At 64.6% G+C, this 18,862-nt stretch carries 16 protein-coding genes; 5 read left to right on the forward strand and 11 right to left on the reverse strand.

Annotation, left to right across the window (positions count from 1 at the left end; all coding sequences use genetic code 11):
• The first annotated feature begins 262 nt into the window (after positions 1 to 262).
• Both ABEA18_RS02805 and ABEA18_RS02810 read left to right on the forward strand, forming a co-directional pair.
• The gene (locus ABEA18_RS02805) at positions 263 to 1,168 is read left to right on the forward strand and encodes an MSMEG_6728 family protein (RefSeq protein ID WP_345447819.1); all 906 of its coding nucleotides are present in this window, start codon (positions 263 to 265) and stop codon (positions 1,166 to 1,168) included.
• Between the two features lie 18 nt (positions 1,169 to 1,186).
• On the forward strand, positions 1,187 to 1,591 hold the full coding sequence (locus ABEA18_RS02810) for a DUF1622 domain-containing protein (protein WP_345447820.1): 405 nt from the start codon (positions 1,187 to 1,189) through the stop codon (positions 1,589 to 1,591).
• A gap of 127 nt (positions 1,592 to 1,718) precedes the next feature.
• Here ABEA18_RS02810 and ABEA18_RS02815 read toward each other — a convergent pair whose 3' ends face one another.
• From ABEA18_RS02815 to ABEA18_RS02835, 5 genes are all read right to left on the reverse strand, one after another.
• A complete protein-coding gene (locus ABEA18_RS02815; protein WP_345447821.1) occupies positions 1,719 to 1,892 on the reverse strand; it encodes a hypothetical protein in 174 nt (57 codons plus the stop codon).
• A 342-nt stretch (positions 1,893 to 2,234) separates the two neighbouring features.
• Complete coding sequence (locus tag ABEA18_RS02820) at positions 2,235 to 3,572, reverse strand: sensor domain-containing phosphodiesterase (protein ID WP_345447822.1); 1,338 nt, start codon at positions 3,570 to 3,572, stop codon at positions 2,235 to 2,237.
• A gap of 201 nt (positions 3,573 to 3,773) precedes the next feature.
• The gene (locus ABEA18_RS02825) at positions 3,774 to 6,221 is read right to left on the reverse strand and encodes a Tex family protein (RefSeq protein ID WP_345447823.1); all 2,448 of its coding nucleotides are present in this window, start codon (positions 6,219 to 6,221) and stop codon (positions 3,774 to 3,776) included.
• A gap of 108 nt (positions 6,222 to 6,329) precedes the next feature.
• Positions 6,330 to 6,767, reverse strand: a complete 438-nt coding sequence (locus ABEA18_RS02830; protein ID WP_284989722.1) for a CBS domain-containing protein — start codon at positions 6,765 to 6,767, stop codon at positions 6,330 to 6,332.
• A 132-nt stretch (positions 6,768 to 6,899) separates the two neighbouring features.
• Positions 6,900 to 7,358 (reverse strand): nucleoside deaminase, encoded by a 459-nt coding sequence (locus ABEA18_RS02835; RefSeq protein ID WP_345447824.1) that lies wholly within the window; start codon positions 7,356 to 7,358, stop codon positions 6,900 to 6,902.
• A 77-nt stretch (positions 7,359 to 7,435) separates the two neighbouring features.
• On the opposite strand from ABEA18_RS02835, the gene ABEA18_RS02840 reads away from it, so the two are divergent.
• The 3 genes from ABEA18_RS02840 to ABEA18_RS02850 all read left to right on the forward strand — a co-directional run bounded on the left by ABEA18_RS02840 (position 7,436) and on the right by ABEA18_RS02850 (position 12,657).
• Positions 7,436 to 7,828 (forward strand): GntR family transcriptional regulator, encoded by a 393-nt coding sequence (locus ABEA18_RS02840; RefSeq protein ID WP_345447825.1) that lies wholly within the window; start codon positions 7,436 to 7,438, stop codon positions 7,826 to 7,828.
• 216 nt (positions 7,829 to 8,044) lie between these two features.
• The gene (locus ABEA18_RS02845; RefSeq protein WP_345447826.1) at positions 8,045 to 8,911 is read left to right on the forward strand and encodes a DUF1648 domain-containing protein; all 867 of its coding nucleotides are present in this window, start codon (positions 8,045 to 8,047) and stop codon (positions 8,909 to 8,911) included.
• An 83-nt stretch (positions 8,912 to 8,994) separates the two neighbouring features.
• Entirely contained in the window at positions 8,995 to 12,657 is a 3,663-nt protein-coding gene (locus ABEA18_RS02850) for a TM0106 family RecB-like putative nuclease (RefSeq protein ID WP_345447827.1), read from the forward strand.
• Positions 12,658 to 12,695: 38 nt separating this feature from the next.
• Here the strand turns inward: ABEA18_RS02850 and ABEA18_RS02855 are convergent, their stop codons facing one another.
• The 6 genes from ABEA18_RS02855 to dhaL form a co-directional block, all read right to left on the reverse strand.
• A complete protein-coding gene (locus ABEA18_RS02855) occupies positions 12,696 to 13,460 on the reverse strand; it encodes a triose-phosphate isomerase family protein (RefSeq protein ID WP_345447903.1) in 765 nt (254 codons plus the stop codon).
• Entirely contained in the window at positions 13,444 to 14,793 is a 1,350-nt protein-coding gene (locus tag ABEA18_RS02860) for an MFS transporter (protein ID WP_345447828.1), read from the reverse strand. The genes ABEA18_RS02855 and ABEA18_RS02860 overlap by 17 nt, the downstream gene beginning before the upstream one ends.
• 62 nt (positions 14,794 to 14,855) lie before the next feature.
• The gene (locus tag ABEA18_RS02865; RefSeq protein ID WP_345447829.1) at positions 14,856 to 15,623 is read right to left on the reverse strand and encodes an SDR family NAD(P)-dependent oxidoreductase; all 768 of its coding nucleotides are present in this window, start codon (positions 15,621 to 15,623) and stop codon (positions 14,856 to 14,858) included.
• A 25-nt stretch (positions 15,624 to 15,648) separates the two neighbouring features.
• Positions 15,649 to 16,638 (reverse strand): 3-hydroxyacyl-CoA dehydrogenase family protein, encoded by a 990-nt coding sequence (locus ABEA18_RS02870; protein ID WP_345447830.1) that lies wholly within the window; start codon positions 16,636 to 16,638, stop codon positions 15,649 to 15,651.
• 1 nt (position 16,639) lies between these two features.
• On the reverse strand, positions 16,640 to 17,122 hold the full coding sequence (locus ABEA18_RS02875) for a ribose-5-phosphate isomerase (protein ID WP_345447831.1): 483 nt from the start codon (positions 17,120 to 17,122) through the stop codon (positions 16,640 to 16,642).
• Positions 17,119 to 18,858, reverse strand: a complete 1,740-nt coding sequence (gene dhaL, locus ABEA18_RS02880; RefSeq protein ID WP_345447832.1) for a dihydroxyacetone kinase subunit DhaL — start codon at positions 18,856 to 18,858, stop codon at positions 17,119 to 17,121. Before dhaL ends, ABEA18_RS02875 begins: the two co-directional genes overlap by 4 nt.
• Positions 18,859 to 18,862: the final 4 nt, after the last annotated feature.

The following is an 18,862-nucleotide window of genomic DNA, read 5'->3' on the forward strand; positions in this document are numbered from 1 at the left end:
GCGCTTCGGAGCGAGACAGTACAAGACAGGCATACTCCCGCCTCCGGATGTGCTCCAAGCCGGACGATCTTGGCTTCGGGATACTCGGTGCCGCAACACCAGCAAGCAAAACCGCTAGGTACTTCATGGCCGAATTCCGGCGCAGCTTCCATGGGACAAGTATCGCCGCCAAAGCGATCTTCAGGGCCCCGATACCACGAGCGAGGGGAAGGCCACACCGCGCCAACTTGGATCTACGCCGTTCGGCCCCCAAACTGAAAGGATGCAGACCTTCCTCCCGTTCCCCGATTTCAAGCAAAGTGCTGCCGTCTTGGACACCGCAAGGCTAGGCAAGCAGCGTGTCGAAGCACTGCAGATCCTTCGCGCACTGGTGATCCCCGAGTTCGGCCGGCCCTCCCACCCCGCTATCCGCATGTGGATGGGCTACGTTCCCGCACTCACTCTCTACGGCCTGGCCATGGTGGACGAATGGGTCGCCCGCGGCAACCCGGACAACACCCGCGCCAGCATCACGGAGTTCGCGCCCCAGGCAGCCCACCCGGACTACGCCTCCAAGATTCCGATGCCGCCGTGGCTCGGCGACGCCGATTTCCACCTGAGCCACCGCTCCAAGCTGCTCCAGAAAGAGCCCCGCTTCTACGCCGAGCTCTTTCCGGACACTCCGAACGACCTTGAGTACCTCTGGCCCGAGCCCAGTCACGAGTTCATCCCCGAAGACCCCTACGACGACTTCATCTGGGTGCTTCGCGCTCCGGTGGGCGACGTCGAACCCGAGAAGATCGACAAGGTGGGGATGCCGGCAGCGGGCAAGGCCAAGGCAGCGAACACCGACGGCGACGGTTACCAATTCGTCTACGCTTCGGAAACGTCCCGTCGCCCGGGCAAGACCGCCCGCAAGGCCCCGAAGCAACTGGTGAAGAAGCCCACCCGCAACCGCCAGCGCCAGGACGAGGCCTTCCGGACCCTCCCCGGGAACACGCCTGTCCTCGTCCCCATCGAGGGCGGCGCCAAGTTTGCCCTGGGCAAGATCCACGGCCGCCCGATCACCTTGGAAGACGGACGTTTCGGCCGCAACTTCGAGGTCACCAAGATCATCGACCGCGCGGACTTCGATTACCCGGCCTTGTTGCAGGATCCGCGCGCGTTCTTCCCGATCCCGGCACCGTAGCCTGGGACAAGGGGACTGATGGATTTCCAGCAAATCATCGAGGCCGTCGGCCGGTACATGGACTTTGCGGGTGTGGCAGTGATGGTTGTGGGAGCCGTCGCCTCGATACCCCTTGCCCTGCGCGGTTACAAGCCCAAACGCCTGCCGGCAAGCTCGGCGCCGCTTTCGGTCTACCGCTCCTACAGGCAGCTTCTGGGACGCTCCATCCTGCTTGGCCTCGAATTCCTGGTGGCCGCGGACATCATTCGTACTGTCGCAGTCACCCCCACTTTTGAGAGCGTGGGGGTGCTGGCGGTCATCGTGCTGATCCGGACGTTCTTGAGCTTCTCCATCGAGCTTGAGATCACCGGGCGTTGGCCGTGGCAGAAGGCTCCCGCTCCCACCCCGGACTCGGGAGCCCATCCGACATCACCGGCTTCGTGACACACGAGTAGGCGCCGGAGAAGCTACTTCCCCAACCCGGCCCGGCGCAGCGCTTACGCCATGGCCGTGTTGACCGGCGGCTGAGGGGCCGCCTTCGCGGGCGCCGCGGTCGTTTTAGTCGTTGCGGCTACTTGTTCTCCCGACGGACGAGCGCCCGCATAACCAAGATCTCGTATGCCACCAAGGCGACAACCCAAATGTAGTCATACCAGCGGGCGTCGAATCGAACGAGCAACGCCAGCAGCCCTAGCGCTGCAACCAGTTGGGTCGTGACGATGGGCAACCAAGGCGTGGTTTTCACCGGCCGTTCATCCCACCACGCAACAGAGCGGCGCTCGTCACCGCGACAGTAATGACGCTTCGTATTTTCTTCCCAATGCCCATTTCTCTCCCCTTTGAGTTGTAGCAAGTGAGTGACCATCGTAAGTTGCATTGTTAGAGGAAAGTCGGGACTAGGTGCTGATTGTGCAGAATTGAGTGTTGTTTGGCGGCAAAATGAGTGCCAGCTCAGGCCATCTCTAACGCAACTAACTCGCAGTAGGTGTCGTTCTCAAGCCTCAAAACGACACCTACTGCGTGGGCCCACGCCGGCGAGGGACCCGGCCTGAGCCGGGGGCCTGCGAAGGCTGGGAGCCGGTGGGGACTAGTTAGGCCCGGGCTTCATCGATGTCTTTGGTCTTCCCCGGTGCTGGAACGCCTCATCCCACTGTGCCCATTCCTCCGGCCGCACCGAAGGCCGGCCCAGCAGGTAGCCCTGCCCTGCGGTCATGCCGAGCTCGACTACCGCACTTAGCTCGGCTTCGGTTTCGATCCCTTCGGCGACGAGGGCTGCCCCGATTTCCTTCGCGAAGCCGACCATGGCCGCCCCCAGTGCCCGCTGGCCCGGGTCCGTGTCGATGCCGGCGATGATCTCCCTGTCCAGCTTGATCACGTCGGGCTTGAGCAACAGGATGTGGCGCATGGACGCAAAGCCAGCACCTGCGTCATCAACGGCGATCCTCAAACCGCGGCAGCGCAAAGGTGCAAGCGCCGCAGCGAGGGGACCATAGTCAACAACGTGGTGGCGTTCCGTCACCTCGAGCACGATCCGGCCCGTCGATATTCCAGAGTGCGCAACAATATCGGAGAGTCGCGCGTCAAGGCATGCCCGGGGTGAGAGATTCACGGAAACCGACAAGGCAAGCGGCAGTCCCTTCGCCGCCGCGAGTGCGGTCTCGAGGGCAAGTATCTCCAGCTCAACATCCAGTCCGACGGTGGTAGCCTCAGCGAACATCATCTCGGGGGAAATGCCCGGAGATCCCGGGAACCGGGTCAAGGCTTCGGCCCCAACGATTGAGTCGGATTCCAGGGAGCGGACGGGTTGGAATGCCGTCATCAAGGAACGCCTGGCGAGCACCGCCTCGATCCGGCTCCTGATTTCGCCGGTAGCCAGCGAGTCCCGTGTCCCGGGATCAAGGGCCCTGCTGGTCCCCTCAAAACCACTTGGGCGTCCAGCGGCGTCGCGAAGTGCTCTTCCCGACACCTCGACCAGAACCCTGCTGCCGTCCTTGTGGCGGCACACGACGTGAAGTCCGGACCACCCGTCGGCAGCATCCTGAGTGGAAGCCCTTCCCTGCAGGGCGTCGGCCAGATCATCAGGGTCAATGATCAGACGGAAATGCCTGCCTAGTAGCTCTGAAGGCTCGTAGCCGATCAAATCCACGCCCGCCGGACTGGAGAAGGTGAAGCGCCCGTCAGGTCCTATGGCCCACAACCACTCCCGGCTGGTGCTCAGCACCGTGTCCATCAAGCGGGTGGTCCGGGAGGCTTCAGCCCGCTCCCGGAGCTGCTGGCGCACCAAAGAAAATGTTGCGAAAACCACTGCCGGCACCACGAGCAACGAAAAAGCATCCGCAATCCAGACCGGCCATCCCCAGGCTTCCCAAGAATCATCGCCGAAGAGGTAGGGCAGCCCCACCGCCAAGGCAACACACAACTCCATGGCGAAGATGGCATACAACCACCATCTAGGCCTGAACGTCCGCGTCCTCTTCCCTTGCCCGCGCGTTCGAATCATGGCCCCCCCCTGGCACAAGCTAACGCTGCTGATCTCCTACATGATGCCACTTATACGTCGGGAATCAGCAGCATCCCTTCAGAAATATCAGCATTCGAGTGTCGGGGCCGGACGACGGGTGTGCGGCTACTTCCCCAACCCGGCCCGCCGCAACGCTTCGGCCATGGCCGTGTTGACCGGCGCTTGAGGGGCGGCCACCTTCGCAGGAACCGCCTTGCGAGCAGGCGCACCCTTAGCAAGAACAGCCTTCGCACCCTGCCCAAGCTGCTGGGCCGGGCCGCGCTGACCCCGCTCGCCTTGGCGCCGCTCGCGCTCGCCGCCACGCCCGCCGCCCCGGGAACCGGACCCGCCCGCCGTGCCAGGTTCGTCGTCGAGCCTGAGGGTGAGCGAAATCCGTTTCCGCTCCGGGTCCGCCTCTAGGACCTTCACGCGGACGACCTGTCCGGACTTCACAATCTCGCGGGGATCGGACACGAACTTGTTAGACAATGCGGACACGTGGACCAGACCGTCCTGGTGTACTCCGACATCCACGAAAGCCCCGAACGCTGCCACATTGGTGACCGTGCCTTCCAGGATCATGCCGGGCTTGAGGTCGGAAATCTTCTCGATGCCCTCGGAGAACGTCGCCGCCGCGAATGCCGGGCGGGGGTCGCGGCCCGGCTTTTCGAGCTCGGACATGATGTCGCGCACCGTGGGCAGGCCGAAGGTCCCGTCCACGAACGCCTGAGGATCGAGCGAGGACACGGCAGCCCCACGCGCGGCGGCAACGATCTTTCGGGCCACCGAATACGCTTCCGGGTGCACGCTGGACGCGTCGAGCGGTTCCGCTCCCCCGGTGATGCGCAGGAAGCCCGCGCACTGCTCAAAGGCCTTGGCACCCAGTCGCGGCACCTTCTTGAGGTCGGCCCGCTTAGCGAAGGGGCCGTTCTCGTTGCGGTACGCCACGATGTTCTCGCTGAGAAGCGGCCCGACGCCGGCCACGCGGGCCAGCAGCGCGGGCGACGCCGTGTTCACGTCCACGCCCACCGCATTCACGCAGTCCTCGACGACGGCGTCCAGCGAACGGTCGAGCTTGGCAGCCGTGACATCGTGCTGGTACTGCCCCACGCCGATCGACTTCGGTTCGATCTTCACCAGTTCAGCCAGCGGATCCTGCAAGCGTCGGGCGATCGAAACGGCCCCCCGCAAGGACACGTCCATGCCGGGCAGTTCCGCGGCCGCGAGCGCAGATGCCGAATACACGGACGCCCCTGCCTCGGAGACCACGAGTTTTTGCAACGTCGGCCCGCCGGATGCCGCCAGCGACTTGATGAGCTGCACGGCGAGCTTGTCGGTTTCGCGCGACGCCGTGCCGTTGCCGATCGCGACGAGCTCGACGCCGTGCTGCCGCGCCAAACGCTCCAGCGTCACCAAGGCCTCGTCCCACTTCTTGGCCGGGGCGTGGGGATAAACGGTGTCGGTGGCTACGACTTTGCCGGTGCCATCGACGACCGCCACCTTCACGCCCGTACGCAATCCCGGGTCCAGGCCCAGAGTGGCACGGTTTCCGGCCGGGGCTGCAAGGAGCACATCGCGCAGGTTGGCGGCGAAGACCCGTACGGCTTCATCCTCGGCTTGCGCGAACATGCGGCCGCGCAAGTCGTTGCTCAAACGGTCCAGGATGCGCGAGCGCCAGGCGATCTGTGCCGTCTGCACAAGCCACGCATCGGCGGGCCGGCCACGCTCGGCGACCCCGAGGCACTTGGCCACGGCGTTCTCGAACCGGCCGCGTGCGGCGGCCAGGGCGTCGTCGTCGGCTGGTTCTGCCTCGGCGAGATCAAGCTCCAGGACGCCGTCGTTCTCGCCACGCAAGAGGGCGAGCACGCGGTGGCCGGGCATGCCGGAAGGCACTTGGGAGAACTCGAAGTAGTCCTTGAACTTCTGCCCCTCGAGTTCCTTTCCCTTCTTCACACGCGAAACCATCCGCCCCTGCGTCCACAAGCGCTCGCGCAGCGTCTCGGCGAGATCGGGGTCCTGGGAGACCCGTTCCACGAGGATCGAGCGGGCACCGGCAAGCGCCGCGGAGGCATCGTCGATGGAGTGCTCGGCGTTGAGGTACTTGGCGGCCTCACGCTCAGGTTCGAGCTGCGGGTTCCCGAGCAGCACATCGGCGAGCGGTTCCAGACCGGCTTCGCGGGCGATCTGTGCTTTGGTGCGACGCTTCGACTTGAAGGGCAGGTAGATGTCTTCCAGCCGCGACTTGGTATCCGCGCCGACGACGGCGGCCTCCAGTTCCGGAGTCAGCTTGCCTTGGGCGGCAATCGCCTCAAGCACAGTTCGACGGCGGTCCTCAAGGTCCCGCAAGTACCTGAGCCGTTCCTCGAGCTCGCGCAACTGGGTGTCATCGAGCGTCCCGGTGACTTCCTTGCGGTACCGGGCGATGAACGGGACGGTCGATCCGGCGTCGAGCAAGTCAACCGCGGCCTTGACCTGCCAGGCCTTCACACCGAGCTCGTCGGCGATCACGGTGTGGATGGCGGCGTCTGCTGACTGGGACTGTGCTGACTGGCTTTGGGGAAGATGGGTCACCATGACATTTTGCCTTACGGGGTTCGCCGTGGCTAAAGACGGCGCGGATTACCGCACACGGAAGCGCCACGGCCGGCGGGCCGTGACGCTTGATGGGTGCGAAAGTTGCGGTTAGCCCAGTTGCGCCATGGGGGTCTTAGCGGAGATGTGCTCCACCAATTCGCCTACGCGCTCCTCGGTGTAGTTGCGGGCAATATCGCCCTGGCTGATGATTCCCACCAACTTGTGGTCGGTGATGACCGGAAGGCGCCGGATCTGGTGCTTTTCCATCAGGTCGATGGCGGCGTCGATGCTGGCATCTGCATCGATCCAGATCGGCGTGCCCTGGGCGAGATCCGCCGCAGTGAGCCGGTCAGCATCCAGTCCCTCAGCAACGCACCTGACCACAATGTCGCGGTCAGTGATGAATCCTTTGAGTCTTCCATCGTTGCCGCAAATGGGCAGCGAACCGACGTCCAGATCGCGCATCAGGACAGCCGCGTCACGCAGCGACTGCTCTTCTTTGACGCACTGGGCATTGGTGGTCATGAATTCGCGCACAACACTCATGAGTCCTCCTTGATCGATTGGGTATCGACGCGGACCCCCGGCACCGACGCCGATGCTGTCAGCCTACGCTTGGGGTTTGGCTGTGGCCAGATGCTTTTTGCCTCGCCGGATTTCCCGTTGCTCGCGCCGGTCTTACTCGGCGATGTCCTCGGCCCACAGTTCCGGATTCTCTTCCTGGAACGTGCGCATCATGTCCACGCACCGCTGGTCATCGAGGACAATCACCTCTACGCCCCGGGACCGCAGCAGCTCGAATTCGCCGCCGAAGGTGCGGGCCTCCCCCACCACCACGCGCGGGATTTTGAACTGGATGATGGTGCCCGTGCACATGGCACACGGCGCGAGGGTCGTATAGAGGGTGGTGTCCCGGTAGCTCTTCTGCCGGCCGGCGGCTCGGAGGGCCGACATTTCCCCGTGCGCGATGGGATCGCCGTTCTGGACCCGTTCGTTGTGCCCGCTCGCGATCACCACCCCGCCGCGGGCGAGCGCTGCGCCGATGGGAATGCCGCCTTCGCGAAGGCTCTTTTGGGCTGCCTGGTATGCGGCTTCGAAGGCCGGATCTTGGGCGGCTTGGGCGTCAGACGTGGTCATTCGGAGCCTGCTTTCCGGGTAGTGAGGATTCCGCTACTTGTTCTATAACTTATATAATAAAGACGGAGGTGTGAGCCATGATCCTCAACGTAGACCTAGCCAGCGACATACCGATCTACCAGCAGCTGCGGGATCAGATCGTGGAGGCAATCGCCGACGGCGTGCTGGTCGAAGGCAGTTCGTTGCCGGCCACCAGGACCCTCGCTGCGGACTTCGGGATCAATTTCCACACCGTGAACAAAGCCTACGACCTGTTGCGCCAGCAAGGCCTGATCCAGCTCAACCGCAAGACCGGCGCGGTGGTGACCCCGGCGGTCGCGGACCCGCCGTTCGGCGCGGAATGGACCGCGAGGGCACGGACCCTGCTCGCCGATGCCGTCGCCCGGGGACTATCGGCCGACGAAGTCCTTGAGTCCTGCCGGTCGATACTCGATTCATTTGGAACCACGCAGCCTGAGGAAACACCATGACCGTTGCCATTGTCCTGAGCTCCGCATTGGCGGCACTGGTGCTCGCCATCGCGCTGGTCCTGCCCGCGATCAACAGTCCGACGGTGCCTTTCGGGGTCCGGGTACCGTCCCAGCGTGCCGACGACCCGACCGTGGTCAGGCAGACCCGCATCTATCGTTGGCGGGTTCTTCTGAGCGGGATCGTACGCCATAGGGGTCTGCCTTGCCATTTACGGAATGACAGGCGAAACCTTGCTATTGCCGCTGTCGGTGCTGGTGCTCGTCGGCTTCTGGTACGGCTGCTTCTTCCTGGCCAACCACGAAATCCGGGCCGCCAAAGCCGCCGGAGGTTGGTATGAGGGCGTCCGCCAAGTCATCGCGGTGGACACCGAATTGCGGACCGATCCACCCCGTTTTCCCTGGCTCTGGCTGGCGCCGGCATTGATCATCACTATCGCCACTGTGGTGATCGGCGTGATCAGCTACCCGTCCATGCCGGACGTGCTCGCGGTGCACTACGGCGCGAAAGGCATGCCCAATCGATTGGCCGCCAAATCGATCGGCACCGCCTTCTCACTGGTATTCGTGCAAGTCGGCGTGACCGCGCTGCTCGTGGGCATCGCGGCTGCGATCCTCTTCCGCAGCCGGCCCGACATCGACCCGGCGCACCCGGCAGGCTCCGCCCAATGGCACCGCCGGTACATGCTGCTGGGCGCCAAGGCACTCCTCGGATTGCTCGCCATGATCGACCTGGCAATGCTGGGGTCATCATTGCTGATGTGGACGGGCACGGTCACGCCATGGGCGCCGCTGATGGTCGCGCTCCCGATCCTGGCCGCCGTCGCGGTCGCCGTCGTTGTCTTCGCCGGGAACAACCGCGCGAGTGACGAGGGCGAGGAGGACACCGGGCTAACCCACCGGGAGGACGACAAATACTGGCGGAGCGGTTTGTTCTACGTCAACCGCGAAGACCACGCACTGATGGTTCCGCGGCGCTTCGGCCTGGGATGGACCCTCAACTTCGGCAATCCGAGGACAGCCATGATCCTGGCCGGCGTGGTCGCACTCATCGGCTTGGTGATCACCCTCCGCTTCGCCAGCTGACGCCACCGCGCTGACCCAGGGCTGCCTTACTGTCGGACCGCACTGATAGCTTGGCTTCATCAGCTCAACGGTCTGGGGGCACGGTGTTTTTTCTCGATTCAGTAGATGCAGGGCAAGCGCAGGACTTGGTGTTTTCCGCCAGCGACCTCGTCACCGCCTCCACCTGCGAGTACCAGTTGCTGCGCAAGTTGGATGAGAAGCTCGGCCTTTCGCAGAAGCCGGCCTTCGCCGTCGACGAAATGCTGGAACGGACCGCCGCGCTAGGCGACGTTCACGAGCACAGGGTGCTGGACCGTTTCGTGGCCGAGTTCGGCACCTGGGATCCGCTGACGCGCAAGGGCGTGTTCGACGTCGTTCCCGCCGATGCCATGGACCGCGCCACCCTGCAAGCCAAGCATGCGGAATCGATTGAGCCGCTGCGGTCGGGCGCGGATGTGGTCTTCCAGGCGGCGTTCTTCGACGGCCAGTTTCACGGACGGTCCGATTTCCTCGTCAAGCAGCCGGACGGCAGCTACGCGGTGTACGACACCAAGCTCGCCCGCCACGCCAAGGTCACAGCGCTGTTGCAACTGGCTGCCTACGGCGACCAGCTGCTCAAGGCAGGAATCACTCCGGCCCCGGATCTGACCCTTGTCCTCGGGGCTACCATCCAGCGGGACGCTGCCGGATCGGACGCTGGCGGCTTCGACTACGTGCACAGCGACCACCGGCTCGCCGATATCCTGCCGGTGTTCCGTGAACGCCGGGACCGTTTCCTCACATTGACGGACGCGCACCGTTCGCGGCTGGAGCCTATCCAATGGGGCGCGCCCGGAGTCACCGCGTGCGGGCGCTGCGACTACTGCAAAGAACAAGTGCGCCTCCGCCGGGATCTGCTGATGGTGGCGGGGATGAGGATCACCCGGCGCAAGAAGCTCATGGAAAACGGCATCTCCACCATCGATGCCCTTGCCGGGATGCCCGACGCCGCGGATTCCGCCACGCGGCGACTGCAGGAACAGGCCCGACTGCAAACCGGAACGGCCACACCCGATGGCACCGTCAATTACACCGACAAGGCGGGTACCGCGAAGAGCATCAGCTATTCCGTCCTGGAGTCCAACTCCCTGGCCCGTCTCCCCCGGCCCGACGCGGGAGACATCTTCTTCGACTTCGAGGGAGACCCCCTGTGGCAGGACCCGGTAACCGGCCGCTGGGGGCTGGAGTACTTGTTCGGGGTCGTGGAAAATCCGACGGAGCCGGGCGGATCTCCGGTGTTCAAGCCGTTCTGGGCACATTCCCGGGCAGAGGAACGGCAGGCGTTCATCGATTTCCTCGACTACGTGGAAGAACGCCGCATGAAGTATCCGGACATGCGGATCTATCACTACGCGGCCTATGAGAAAACCGCGCTTCGGAACCTGTCGGTCATCCACACCGTGGGCGAAGCCGCCGTGGACAACCTCCTCCGCGAAGGCGTGTTGGTGGACCTCTACGACACCGTGCGGCACAGCATCCGCATCTCTGAAGACTCCTACAGCATCAAGAAACTCGAGCCCCTGTACATGGGCGAACATTTGCGTTCGGGCGACGTGACCGACGCCGGAGCCTCCGTGGTTGCCTACGCCAACTACTGCACGGCCCGGGACGCGCACCGCGACAACGAAGCGGCAACCATCCTGGCGGGCATCTCCGACTACAACGAATACGACTGCCTCTCCACCCTGGAACTGCGGAATTGGCTGCTGGGCTTGGCAGCGGAACGCTCCATTGAACCCGGTCTTCCGGCCGCTTCGGGACCCGAGCTGCCCGCGGAGACCGAGCCGGACAAGTACGAGGCCGCGCCCGAGGAAACGGCCCTCCTCGACTACCTGGCCGAATTGCCGGACGATTCCCTCCGCTCCAACGACAACCGGGCGGTGGCCATGGTGGCGGCAGCGGTCGGCTTTCACCGGCGTGAGGACAAGCAATTCTGGTGGGGACACTTCGACCGCCTGGACCGGCCAGTCTCCGAGTGGGAAGACACCAGGGACTGCTTCATCGTGGAAAGCGGCGAAGTGCTGGAGGACTGGGCCAAACCAACTCCGCGCAGCAACCCGGCACGGAAGGTACGGCTGTTCGGCCACGCCGCCGACGGCTCCGGCTTTGCGCCCGGCAAGAAGTACTTCCGGCTGTACGGTCCTCCGCTCCCGGGGGCCTTCCTTGGCAAGAACGAAAGCACCCTCGGCAGGTCGGGAATGTCCGGCACCGAGGTGATCGAGGTTGGCGATCCCGAGGGCCTTGATGACGGCGGCGCGCTTTCGGGGCCCGACGACGGCGCTTCGGATGTCGTGACGATTTCGGAGCGACTGCCCAAGGGTGCCGAGGAATACTCGCAGCTTCCCATGGCCCTGACGCCCGATGCTCCGGTCACTACGGACGGGCAACGGAAGGCCTTGAGCGAACTGGCCATCAAACTTCGTTCCAGCCTGCCGTCGTGGCCCAAGGATCCGGCGTTGGACCTGTTGCGCCGGAACCCCCCGAGGCTGGCAACGCTCCCGGAACTGCCCGCCGTCGGGTCCGGGGACGATGCATATGTGGACGCCATCACCGCCGCAGTATCGGATCTGGACCAGTCATACCTGGCTGTTCAAGGGCCGCCGGGAACGGGCAAGACCTACGTTGGCTCGCAGGTTATCGCTCGGCTGGTGCGTGAAGGTTGGAAGGTAGGGGTTGTTGCGCAGTCCCACGCCGTCGTCGAGCACATGCTCCACGCCGCGGTGAAGGCCGGGGTGGACCCTGCCCTCATCGCCAAGGAAATGAAGCACGATGATCCCGTTCCCTGGGACCAGCAGGCCAAGGACGACATTGAGCGACTGCTTGCCTCGCCAGGAGGTTGCTTGGTCGGCGGCACGGCGTGGACGATGACAGGAAAGACCGTCTCGGCGCAGTCCCTGGACCTGCTCGTGATCGACGAAGCCGGTCAGTTCTCGCTCGCCAACACCCTCGCCGTGAGCCGGGCAACGAAGAGACTGCTGCTCCTCGGCGACCCGCAGCAACTTCCCCAAGTCACCCAGGGCAAGCACCCCGAACCCGTTGATGAATCAGCTCTCGGCTGGCTGGCCAACGGCATGCACACGCTGCCCGCGGAGCTCGGCTACTTCCTGGCGACGTCGTGGCGCATGCACCCGGATCTGTGCGCTGCCGTGTCAGAACTGTCCTACGATGGCCGGCTGCATTCAGCACCGGCTGCTTCGACGCGGCGGCTCTCCGGAGTTCGGGCCGGCGTCGAATGCGTCTACGTCCAGCACAGCGGCAACTCCACGCAGTCTCCCGAAGAAGCCGCGGAGGTAGTCCGCCACGTCAGGGCACACCTTGGCCTGGCTTGGCTGGACCCACGGGAATCATCCGAGGAGCGGCCACTGGCCGAAAAGGACATCCTCGTGGTGGCTGCCTACAACGCCCAAGTGCAGCTCATCCAGCACGCACTGAGGGCGGCCGGACTTCGCGGCGTGCGGGTCGGGACCGTGGACAAGTTCCAGGGCCAGGAAGCTCCCGTGGTGATCGTCTCGATGGCTGCATCCGCTGCCGCCGAGGTGCCCCGCGGCATGGAGTTCCTACTCTCGCGCAACCGGATCAATGTGGCGGTGTCGCGCGGTCAGTGGCGCGCCGTCGTCGTTCGCTCACCGGAGCTGACAAACTACCTGCCGACCCGGCCGGAGGGTCTGGAGCAGCTGGGCGGCTTTGTGGGCCTGTGCCAGCGCGGCAGCCCAACTAACTCGCATTAGTTGTCGTTTTGAGGGCTGAAAACGACATTAAATGCCACTCAGTTGGGCAAGCCCAGCGCTTCGTCGAGTACAGCCCCGAAATTCGCGGCGTCGTGGACGAAGCGGCCTAGGAAAAGTCCAGACACGCCCCGCAGTTCAGGCAGGAGCCCCGGTTTGGCGGAGCCACCGTAGATGATCGGCAGCTTGGCGAGGCCATGTTCGGCGAGCAAGCCCCGGAGGTGAGCGACGACGTCGGACACGTAAGCCGCGCCGGCTGGCTCGGCAGCGCCGATGGCCCACACCGGTTCGTACGCAATAACCAAGCGGGCCGCCGTCGTCCAGTCGTCCCGGACGGCGGCCGAGATCTGCCGGAACACGAACGACGCCGACACCGCCGGATCGGCGACGGCCTCCTCGCCCACGCACAGTAGCGGGATCAAACCCGCATCCACTGCGGCCCGGACCTTCAATGCGACGACGGCGTCGTCCTCGGCGAAGTGCCGGCGTCGTTCCGCGTGTCCGATCTCCACGAGCCGCACACCGAGCTCCGCCAGCAGGGACGGTGACACTTCACCGGTCCACGGACCCTCAGCCCAGCCACAGTTCTGGGCGCCCAGGCGCAGCGAAGAGCCTTCCAGAATCCGGACGGCGTCGGGCAACATGGGGAACGACGGGATCACAAACGGGACCACCCGCCCGGCCACAAGGGCCGGACGGGCGTCCACTTCACTTCGCACTTGCTCCAGCCAAGACATGCTATGCCGGTAGCCCATGTACATCTTGGTGCTGACCCCGATGTACAACGGGCTACTTGCCGAGGAGATCGTCGGCCTTGTTCCTGAATGCCCGGGTGCCGTACATCATGGCGGCCGCCAGGAAGGGCAGGATTCCCAGCGCGTAGACCCCGGCCGATCCGGTGGGGTCCGCCGTAGCGCTGTTGACCGCGGTCCGAAGGATCGGAGCCACGAAACCGCCCAGGTTGCCCAGCGAGTTGATGAGGCCGATGCCGGCCGCGGCTGCGGAACCGGCGAGGAATGCCGTGGGGTAGGCCCAGACGACCGGCCCGACGGCGAGGAAGCTGCATACCGCGAGGGTAATGAAGATCATCCCCAGCACCGGCTGGTGGTTGGTGCCGGCCCACGCCGAACCAAGGATGCACAGACCTGTCGATACAAACAGCACCGTGCCGAACATGCGTCGTTTGGCAACCGTGTTGGCTGCCCGGCCGATCAGGTAGCAGGAGAAGATTCCGAAGAACCACGGAACCGCGATCAGGAGGCCGACGGCGAGGCCCACCTTCTGGCCCGTCAGCGAAGAAACCTGCTGCGGGAGGAAGAAGGTGACGCCGTAAACGGCGATCTGCAGGCAGAAGTAGATGAGGGTGAAGTACCAAACCCGGCCGTTGCGCATCGCCGCGAACACGCCCCGCGGCCCGGTTTCATCCTTGACAGTGTCTTCCTCCGTCATGATCTCCTTGAGCGCGAACTTCTCGTCGAGGTTAAGGAACTTGGCCTTCTCCGGGCCGTTGATCAGGAAGAAGAAAGCCGCAATGCCAGCGAGCACGGCCAGGATGCCCTCGGTGAAAAACATGACCTGCCAGCCGCGGACGCCGGGAAGCTGATCGCCGATGTTGATGAGCCAGCCCGAGAGCGGGTTGCCGATCATTTGGGAGAACGGCTGCGCGAGGTAGAAGATCGCGAACATCTGCACGCGCACCTTGTTCGGGAACCACTCGGCCAGGTACATGATGACGCCCGGGAACAGGCCCGCCTCGGTCACGCCGAGCAGGAACCGCAGGATCACGAAGGACGTCTCGCCCTGCACGAATGCAAAGCAGGCCGAGACGATGCCCCAGGTGATCGCAATTCGGGCGAGCCAGATCTTCGCGCCGACCTTCTTGAGCAGCAAGTTGCTGGGGATTTCAAAGATCGCGTAACCGATGAAGAAAATACCGGCACCGAGCGCGAACGCCCCGGCCGAGACGCCTTTGTCAGCGCCGAGCGCAGCTTCGGCGAAACCGACATTGGTGCGGTCGAGGAAGGAGACCACATAGAGGATGACCAGCATCGGCATGAGCCGGAAGGCAGCCTTGCGGATCGCCGATTTCAGGACCGGCGAATCCAGCATCTCCTTCGTGGACGTTGTTACAGCGGACATCGAAACTCCTCGTTGAGTAATCAGAATTGAGAAATCAGTGTTGAGTAGTCAGGTTTCAGGCATTAGTGCATGTACAGGCCGCCGTCGACATTCAGCGTCTGGCCCGAGATGTAGCCGGAGTCTTCGCTGATGAGGAAAGCGATGGCGGCAGCGATGTCCCGGGTGGAGCCCACGCGGTTCACCACGAGGTCCTTGGTGAGTTCGTCCTTGCGTTCCTCGCTGAGGGTGCCGCCCATGATGTCGGTGTCGATGGGGCCGGGAGAAATGGCGTTGACGGTGATGTCGTACTCCCCCAGTTCACGGGCGGTGGCGCGGGTCAGCCCGATGACTCCGGCTTTGGCTACCGAGTACGGGGTTTTGGAGAACGTCCCGCCGCCGCGCTGTGCGGACACCGAGGAGATGTTCACGATGCGTCCGATCCGGTTCTTGACCATGGATTCGGCCACGCGGCGGGTGGCGTAGTGGACGCCGTTGAGGTTGATGCTCAGGACACGGTTCCATTCGGCGGGCTCGAGTTCCAGGTACGGAATCGGTGAGCTGACGCCTGCGACGTTGGCCAAGGCTACGATTTGCGGCAACTCGGCCTCGAGCGTGTCGATCGCCGAGCGCACGGAAGCTTCATCGGCCACGTTGGCGCCCACGCCATAGGCCTGCACGCCGTATTCGGCGGCGATTTCCTTGGCGGTGCTCTTGCAGAGGGCGTCGTCGAGGTCGATGATGCCGATGTTCCAGCCCTGTGCTGCGAGGTAGTTGACGGTAGCCCGGCCGATGCCGCGTTCGGAGACGGCGCCGGTGGCGATTGCGGTGCGTTCTGCGGGGAAGGTGCTCATGGGTATTCTCCTGTGAATGTCGGGACTAGTTGATGGGGGCCGGGCCGAGCTCGTCGAGGAGCTTCTGCATGGCCACGTAGGCCTTGTTCCGGTAAGCGATGAGTTCAGGCGTCCGTTCCGCCGGGACGTTGAGGAAGCCTGCCCCGGTCTTGGTGCCCAGCTTTCCCGCCTCCACGAGGTCGCTCAGGATCTTCGGCGTCGCAAAGCGTTCCGGGAATCCGGTCTGCAGCGACTTGTAGCAGAAGTTGTAGACGTCCAGTCCGGCCATGTCCGCGATCGCGAACGGGCCGAAGAACGGCAAGCGGAAGCCGAACGTCGTACGGACCAGGGTGTCGACGTCGTCGGCTGTTGCGATCCCTTGCTCCACCAGCTGCGCGGCCTCGTGGAAAAGCGCGTACTGCAGCCGGTTGAGCACGAAACCGGTGACGTCCTTGACGACGGCGGTCTGCTTGCCGGCGGCGTGGACCAGTTCGCGGGCCGCAGCCACGGTCTCCGGCGTGGTGCCGGCGTGGGGAATGACCTCGACGCCCGGGATGAACGGTGACGGGTTGGAGAAGTGCACGCCCAGGAATCGCTCCGGACCAACCACGGCTTCGGCGAGATCGGCAATGGAAATGGTGGAAGTGTTGGAGCCGATCAGCGCGTCCGGACGGGCAGCGGCACTGATCCGGGCCAGGGTCTGGTGCTTGATGTCGAGGATCTCCGGGACGGCTTCTTCGATGAAGTCGGCGTCCGCCACGGCCTCTTCAATGTCCTTGGCAGCCCACAGATTGGCCTTCAGGATTGCCGTGGAACCTTCAGGAAAGAGGCCCGCGGCCACGAATTCGTCCGACTCGACGAGTAGGCGGTCGTAATTCTTCTGCGCGATTTCCGCGGACACATCCGCCAACGCCACACGTGCTCCGCCGAGGGCCAGGACCTGCGCGATCCCGCCGCCCATGTAACCGGAGCCGACGACGGCGATCTTCCGGGCCGCGCTTCCATCGCCTGCGGCGCTGCTTGTTGATTCAGTCATGTCACATTGCCTTTGTGTAATCGGGCTCGTAGGAGCAAATGGCGTCCACCTTGGCGGCGGAAGATGATGTTTCGTCGAAGTGGTGGCCCAGCCATTCGCCCACTAGTTTCTTGGCCAGTTCCAAGCCGATCACCCGTTGTCCCAAGGTCAGGACCTGGGCGTTGTTGCTGAGGACCGAGCGCTCCACGGAGTAGCTGTCGTGCGCGGTGACGGCCCGGATTCCGGGGACTTTGTTGGCCGCGATGGCCACGCCCAGGCCCGTGCCGCAGATCAGGAGGGCGCGATCTGCCTCGCCCTCGGCAACTTTGCGCGCTGCATCCACGGCAACGTGCGGGTAGGCCGTGGAGTCGTTGGCGCCGACGCCCACGTCGGTGACGGACGCCACCCGGGGATCGGCCTCAAGCAGCGCCATGAGTGCCTGCTTGTATTCGACGCCCGCTTCGTCATTGCCGACGATGATCCGCCAGCCCTCTGATGTGCTCATGCTTGAACTCCGTTTCCTGCCGGGGACGCCAGCTGCGCGTCGATATGTTGTGAGATCCTTGCCGTGATCAGCCCGAAGGAGACCGCGCCAGGATCAGGGTGGCCCAGGCTCTTCTCAGCGAGCGGACGGGCTCTGCCCTTCAGCGGACGCAACCGCGCAGTCTCAGCCGCTGCGGACTCGGCCGCCGCAGCAGCGGCCGCCAGGGCCCGGTCAACCGGGGCTCCGGCGTCGAACTCTGTGAGGAACGCATCCCGGAACGGCAGCAGCGCGTCCACCATGGTCTTGTCGCCGGGCTCGGCCTTGCCAAGCTCGGTGATCGCGTCCACAAAACCAGTGACGGCGGCCGCGGCATCCTCGCTCGAGTAGCCCGCTTTGTTGCCGAGTGCCTGTCCGGCCGCAATGATCGCCGAGCCCCACAGCGCGCCCGAGGTTCCGCCGGCGCGTTCGCTCCAGGCCTCCCCCGCCGCCGTCAGGATCCGACCCACCGAGGCTCCGCTTGCCGTTTCGGCGGCGGCGAAGGCCGCTTCAACGCCGCGTCGCATGCCGATGCCGTGGTCGCCGTCGCCGGCAATCGCGTCCAGCTTGCCGAGTTCTTCTTCATGCTCGACGACGACGTCCCGCACCTGGGCGAGCACGGCTACGGCCTGCCGGCCGAGTTCGGCAGCAGCAGCGGTGGGCTGCTCGACGTCGGACGCGTCCACCGCGGTGACGGTCCCTCGCTCGCGGGGCCGGCGCGGCGCGAGGTTGCCCTTGCGGAACGCCGGGGTGTCCGCGGGTGCTGCCCAATACTGTTCGAGCTCCTCGTCCAGCCACAGCAGCGTGAGCGAAAGACCGGACATGTCCAGGCTTGTCACGAGCTCGCCGCACTCGGGCTCGACCACCGTCAGTCCTGCCTTGCCGAGGAGCTTTTCGATCTTGCCGAAGAGCAGGAAGAGTTCGTCGTACTTGACGGTGCCGAGGCCGTTGACGATGGCCACCACTCGGTTTCCGGCGTCGTCCGGTTTGTCGTTGAGGAGCTTGGAGACGAGCAGTTCGGCGAGCTCGGAAGCCGTGGGCATTTTGTGCTCGGAAATCCCTGGCTCACCGTGGATGCCCAGGCCGAGGGACATCTGGCCCGCGGGAACGTGGAACAGCGGATCCGAGGCGCCCGGAAGGGTGCAACCGTCGAAGGCCACCCCCAGCGAGCGCGTGCGGTAGTTCGTCTTGATGGCCAAGCGCTCGACGGCGTCGAGGTCCAGTCCCGCTTCGGCCGCGGCGCCGGCGATCTTGAAGACCGTGAGGTCGCCCGCGATCCCCCTGCGCTTTTCGATCTGGTCCAGCGGTGCGCTCGCGATGTCGTCGGTAACAGTCACGGTGCGGGTCTCGATGCCTTCGGCGTTGAGGCGCAACTGGGCCTGGCCGAAGTGGAGCACGTCGCCGGCGTAGTTGCCGTAGCTAAGCAGGACTCCGCCGCCCGCGTTGGCTGCTTTGGCCACGCGATAAACCTGGCCCGCCGCCGGGGAAGCGAACATGTTCCCGCAGGCCGATGCAGTTGCCAGGCCTGGCCCGACCAGTCCGGCGAAAGCAGGGTAGTGTCCCGAACCGCCGCCCACCACCAAGGCGACCTGCCCGGTGGGGACTTCGGTGGAACGGACCACTCCGCCGTCCACCCGGGCTACATAGCCGCGGTTGGCGGCGACGAATCCGTCCAGGGCATCGTCCGCGAAGTCTGCGGGGTTATCGAAAATCCTTGTCATGGTT

The sequence above is a fragment of the Arthrobacter gyeryongensis genome, from assembly GCF_039543785.1.
Classification (GTDB): Bacteria; Actinomycetota; Actinomycetes; order Actinomycetales; family Micrococcaceae; genus Arthrobacter; species Arthrobacter gyeryongensis.

What these genes read in the sequence shown, in the direction of transcription:
- ABEA18_RS02810 (WP_345447820.1), top strand. Translation starts at nt 1,187, where the DNA reads ATGGATTTCCAGCAAATCATCGAGGCCGTCGGCCGGTACATGGACTTT.
- ABEA18_RS02805 (WP_345447819.1), top strand. Translation starts at nt 263, where the DNA reads ATGCAGACCTTCCTCCCGTTCCCCGATTTCAAGCAAAGTGCTGCCGTC.
- ABEA18_RS02835 (WP_345447824.1), bottom strand. Translation starts at nt 7,358, where the DNA reads ATGACCACGTCTGACGCCCAAGCCGCCCAAGATCCGGCCTTCGAAGCC.
- ABEA18_RS02875 (WP_345447831.1), bottom strand. Translation starts at nt 17,122, where the DNA reads ATGAGCACATCAGAGGGCTGGCGGATCATCGTCGGCAATGACGAAGCG.
- ABEA18_RS02830 (WP_284989722.1), bottom strand. Translation starts at nt 6,767, where the DNA reads ATGAGTGTTGTGCGCGAATTCATGACCACCAATGCCCAGTGCGTCAAA.
- ABEA18_RS02870 (WP_345447830.1), bottom strand. Translation starts at nt 16,638, where the DNA reads ATGACTGAATCAACAAGCAGCGCCGCAGGCGATGGAAGCGCGGCCCGG.
- ABEA18_RS02865 (WP_345447829.1), bottom strand. Translation starts at nt 15,623, where the DNA reads ATGAGCACCTTCCCCGCAGAACGCACCGCAATCGCCACCGGCGCCGTC.
- ABEA18_RS02820 (WP_345447822.1), bottom strand. Translation starts at nt 3,572, where the DNA reads ATGGAGTTGTGTGTTGCCTTGGCGGTGGGGCTGCCCTACCTCTTCGGC.
- ABEA18_RS02860 (WP_345447828.1), bottom strand. Translation starts at nt 14,793, where the DNA reads ATGTCCGCTGTAACAACGTCCACGAAGGAGATGCTGGATTCGCCGGTC.
- ABEA18_RS02840 (WP_345447825.1), top strand. Translation starts at nt 7,436, where the DNA reads ATGATCCTCAACGTAGACCTAGCCAGCGACATACCGATCTACCAGCAG.
- dhaL (WP_345447832.1), bottom strand. Translation starts at nt 18,858, where the DNA reads ATGACAAGGATTTTCGATAACCCCGCAGACTTCGCGGACGATGCCCTG.
- ABEA18_RS02845 (WP_345447826.1), top strand. Translation starts at nt 8,045, where the DNA reads ATGACAGGCGAAACCTTGCTATTGCCGCTGTCGGTGCTGGTGCTCGTC.
- ABEA18_RS02825 (WP_345447823.1), bottom strand. Translation starts at nt 6,221, where the DNA reads ATGGTGACCCATCTTCCCCAAAGCCAGTCAGCACAGTCCCAGTCAGCA.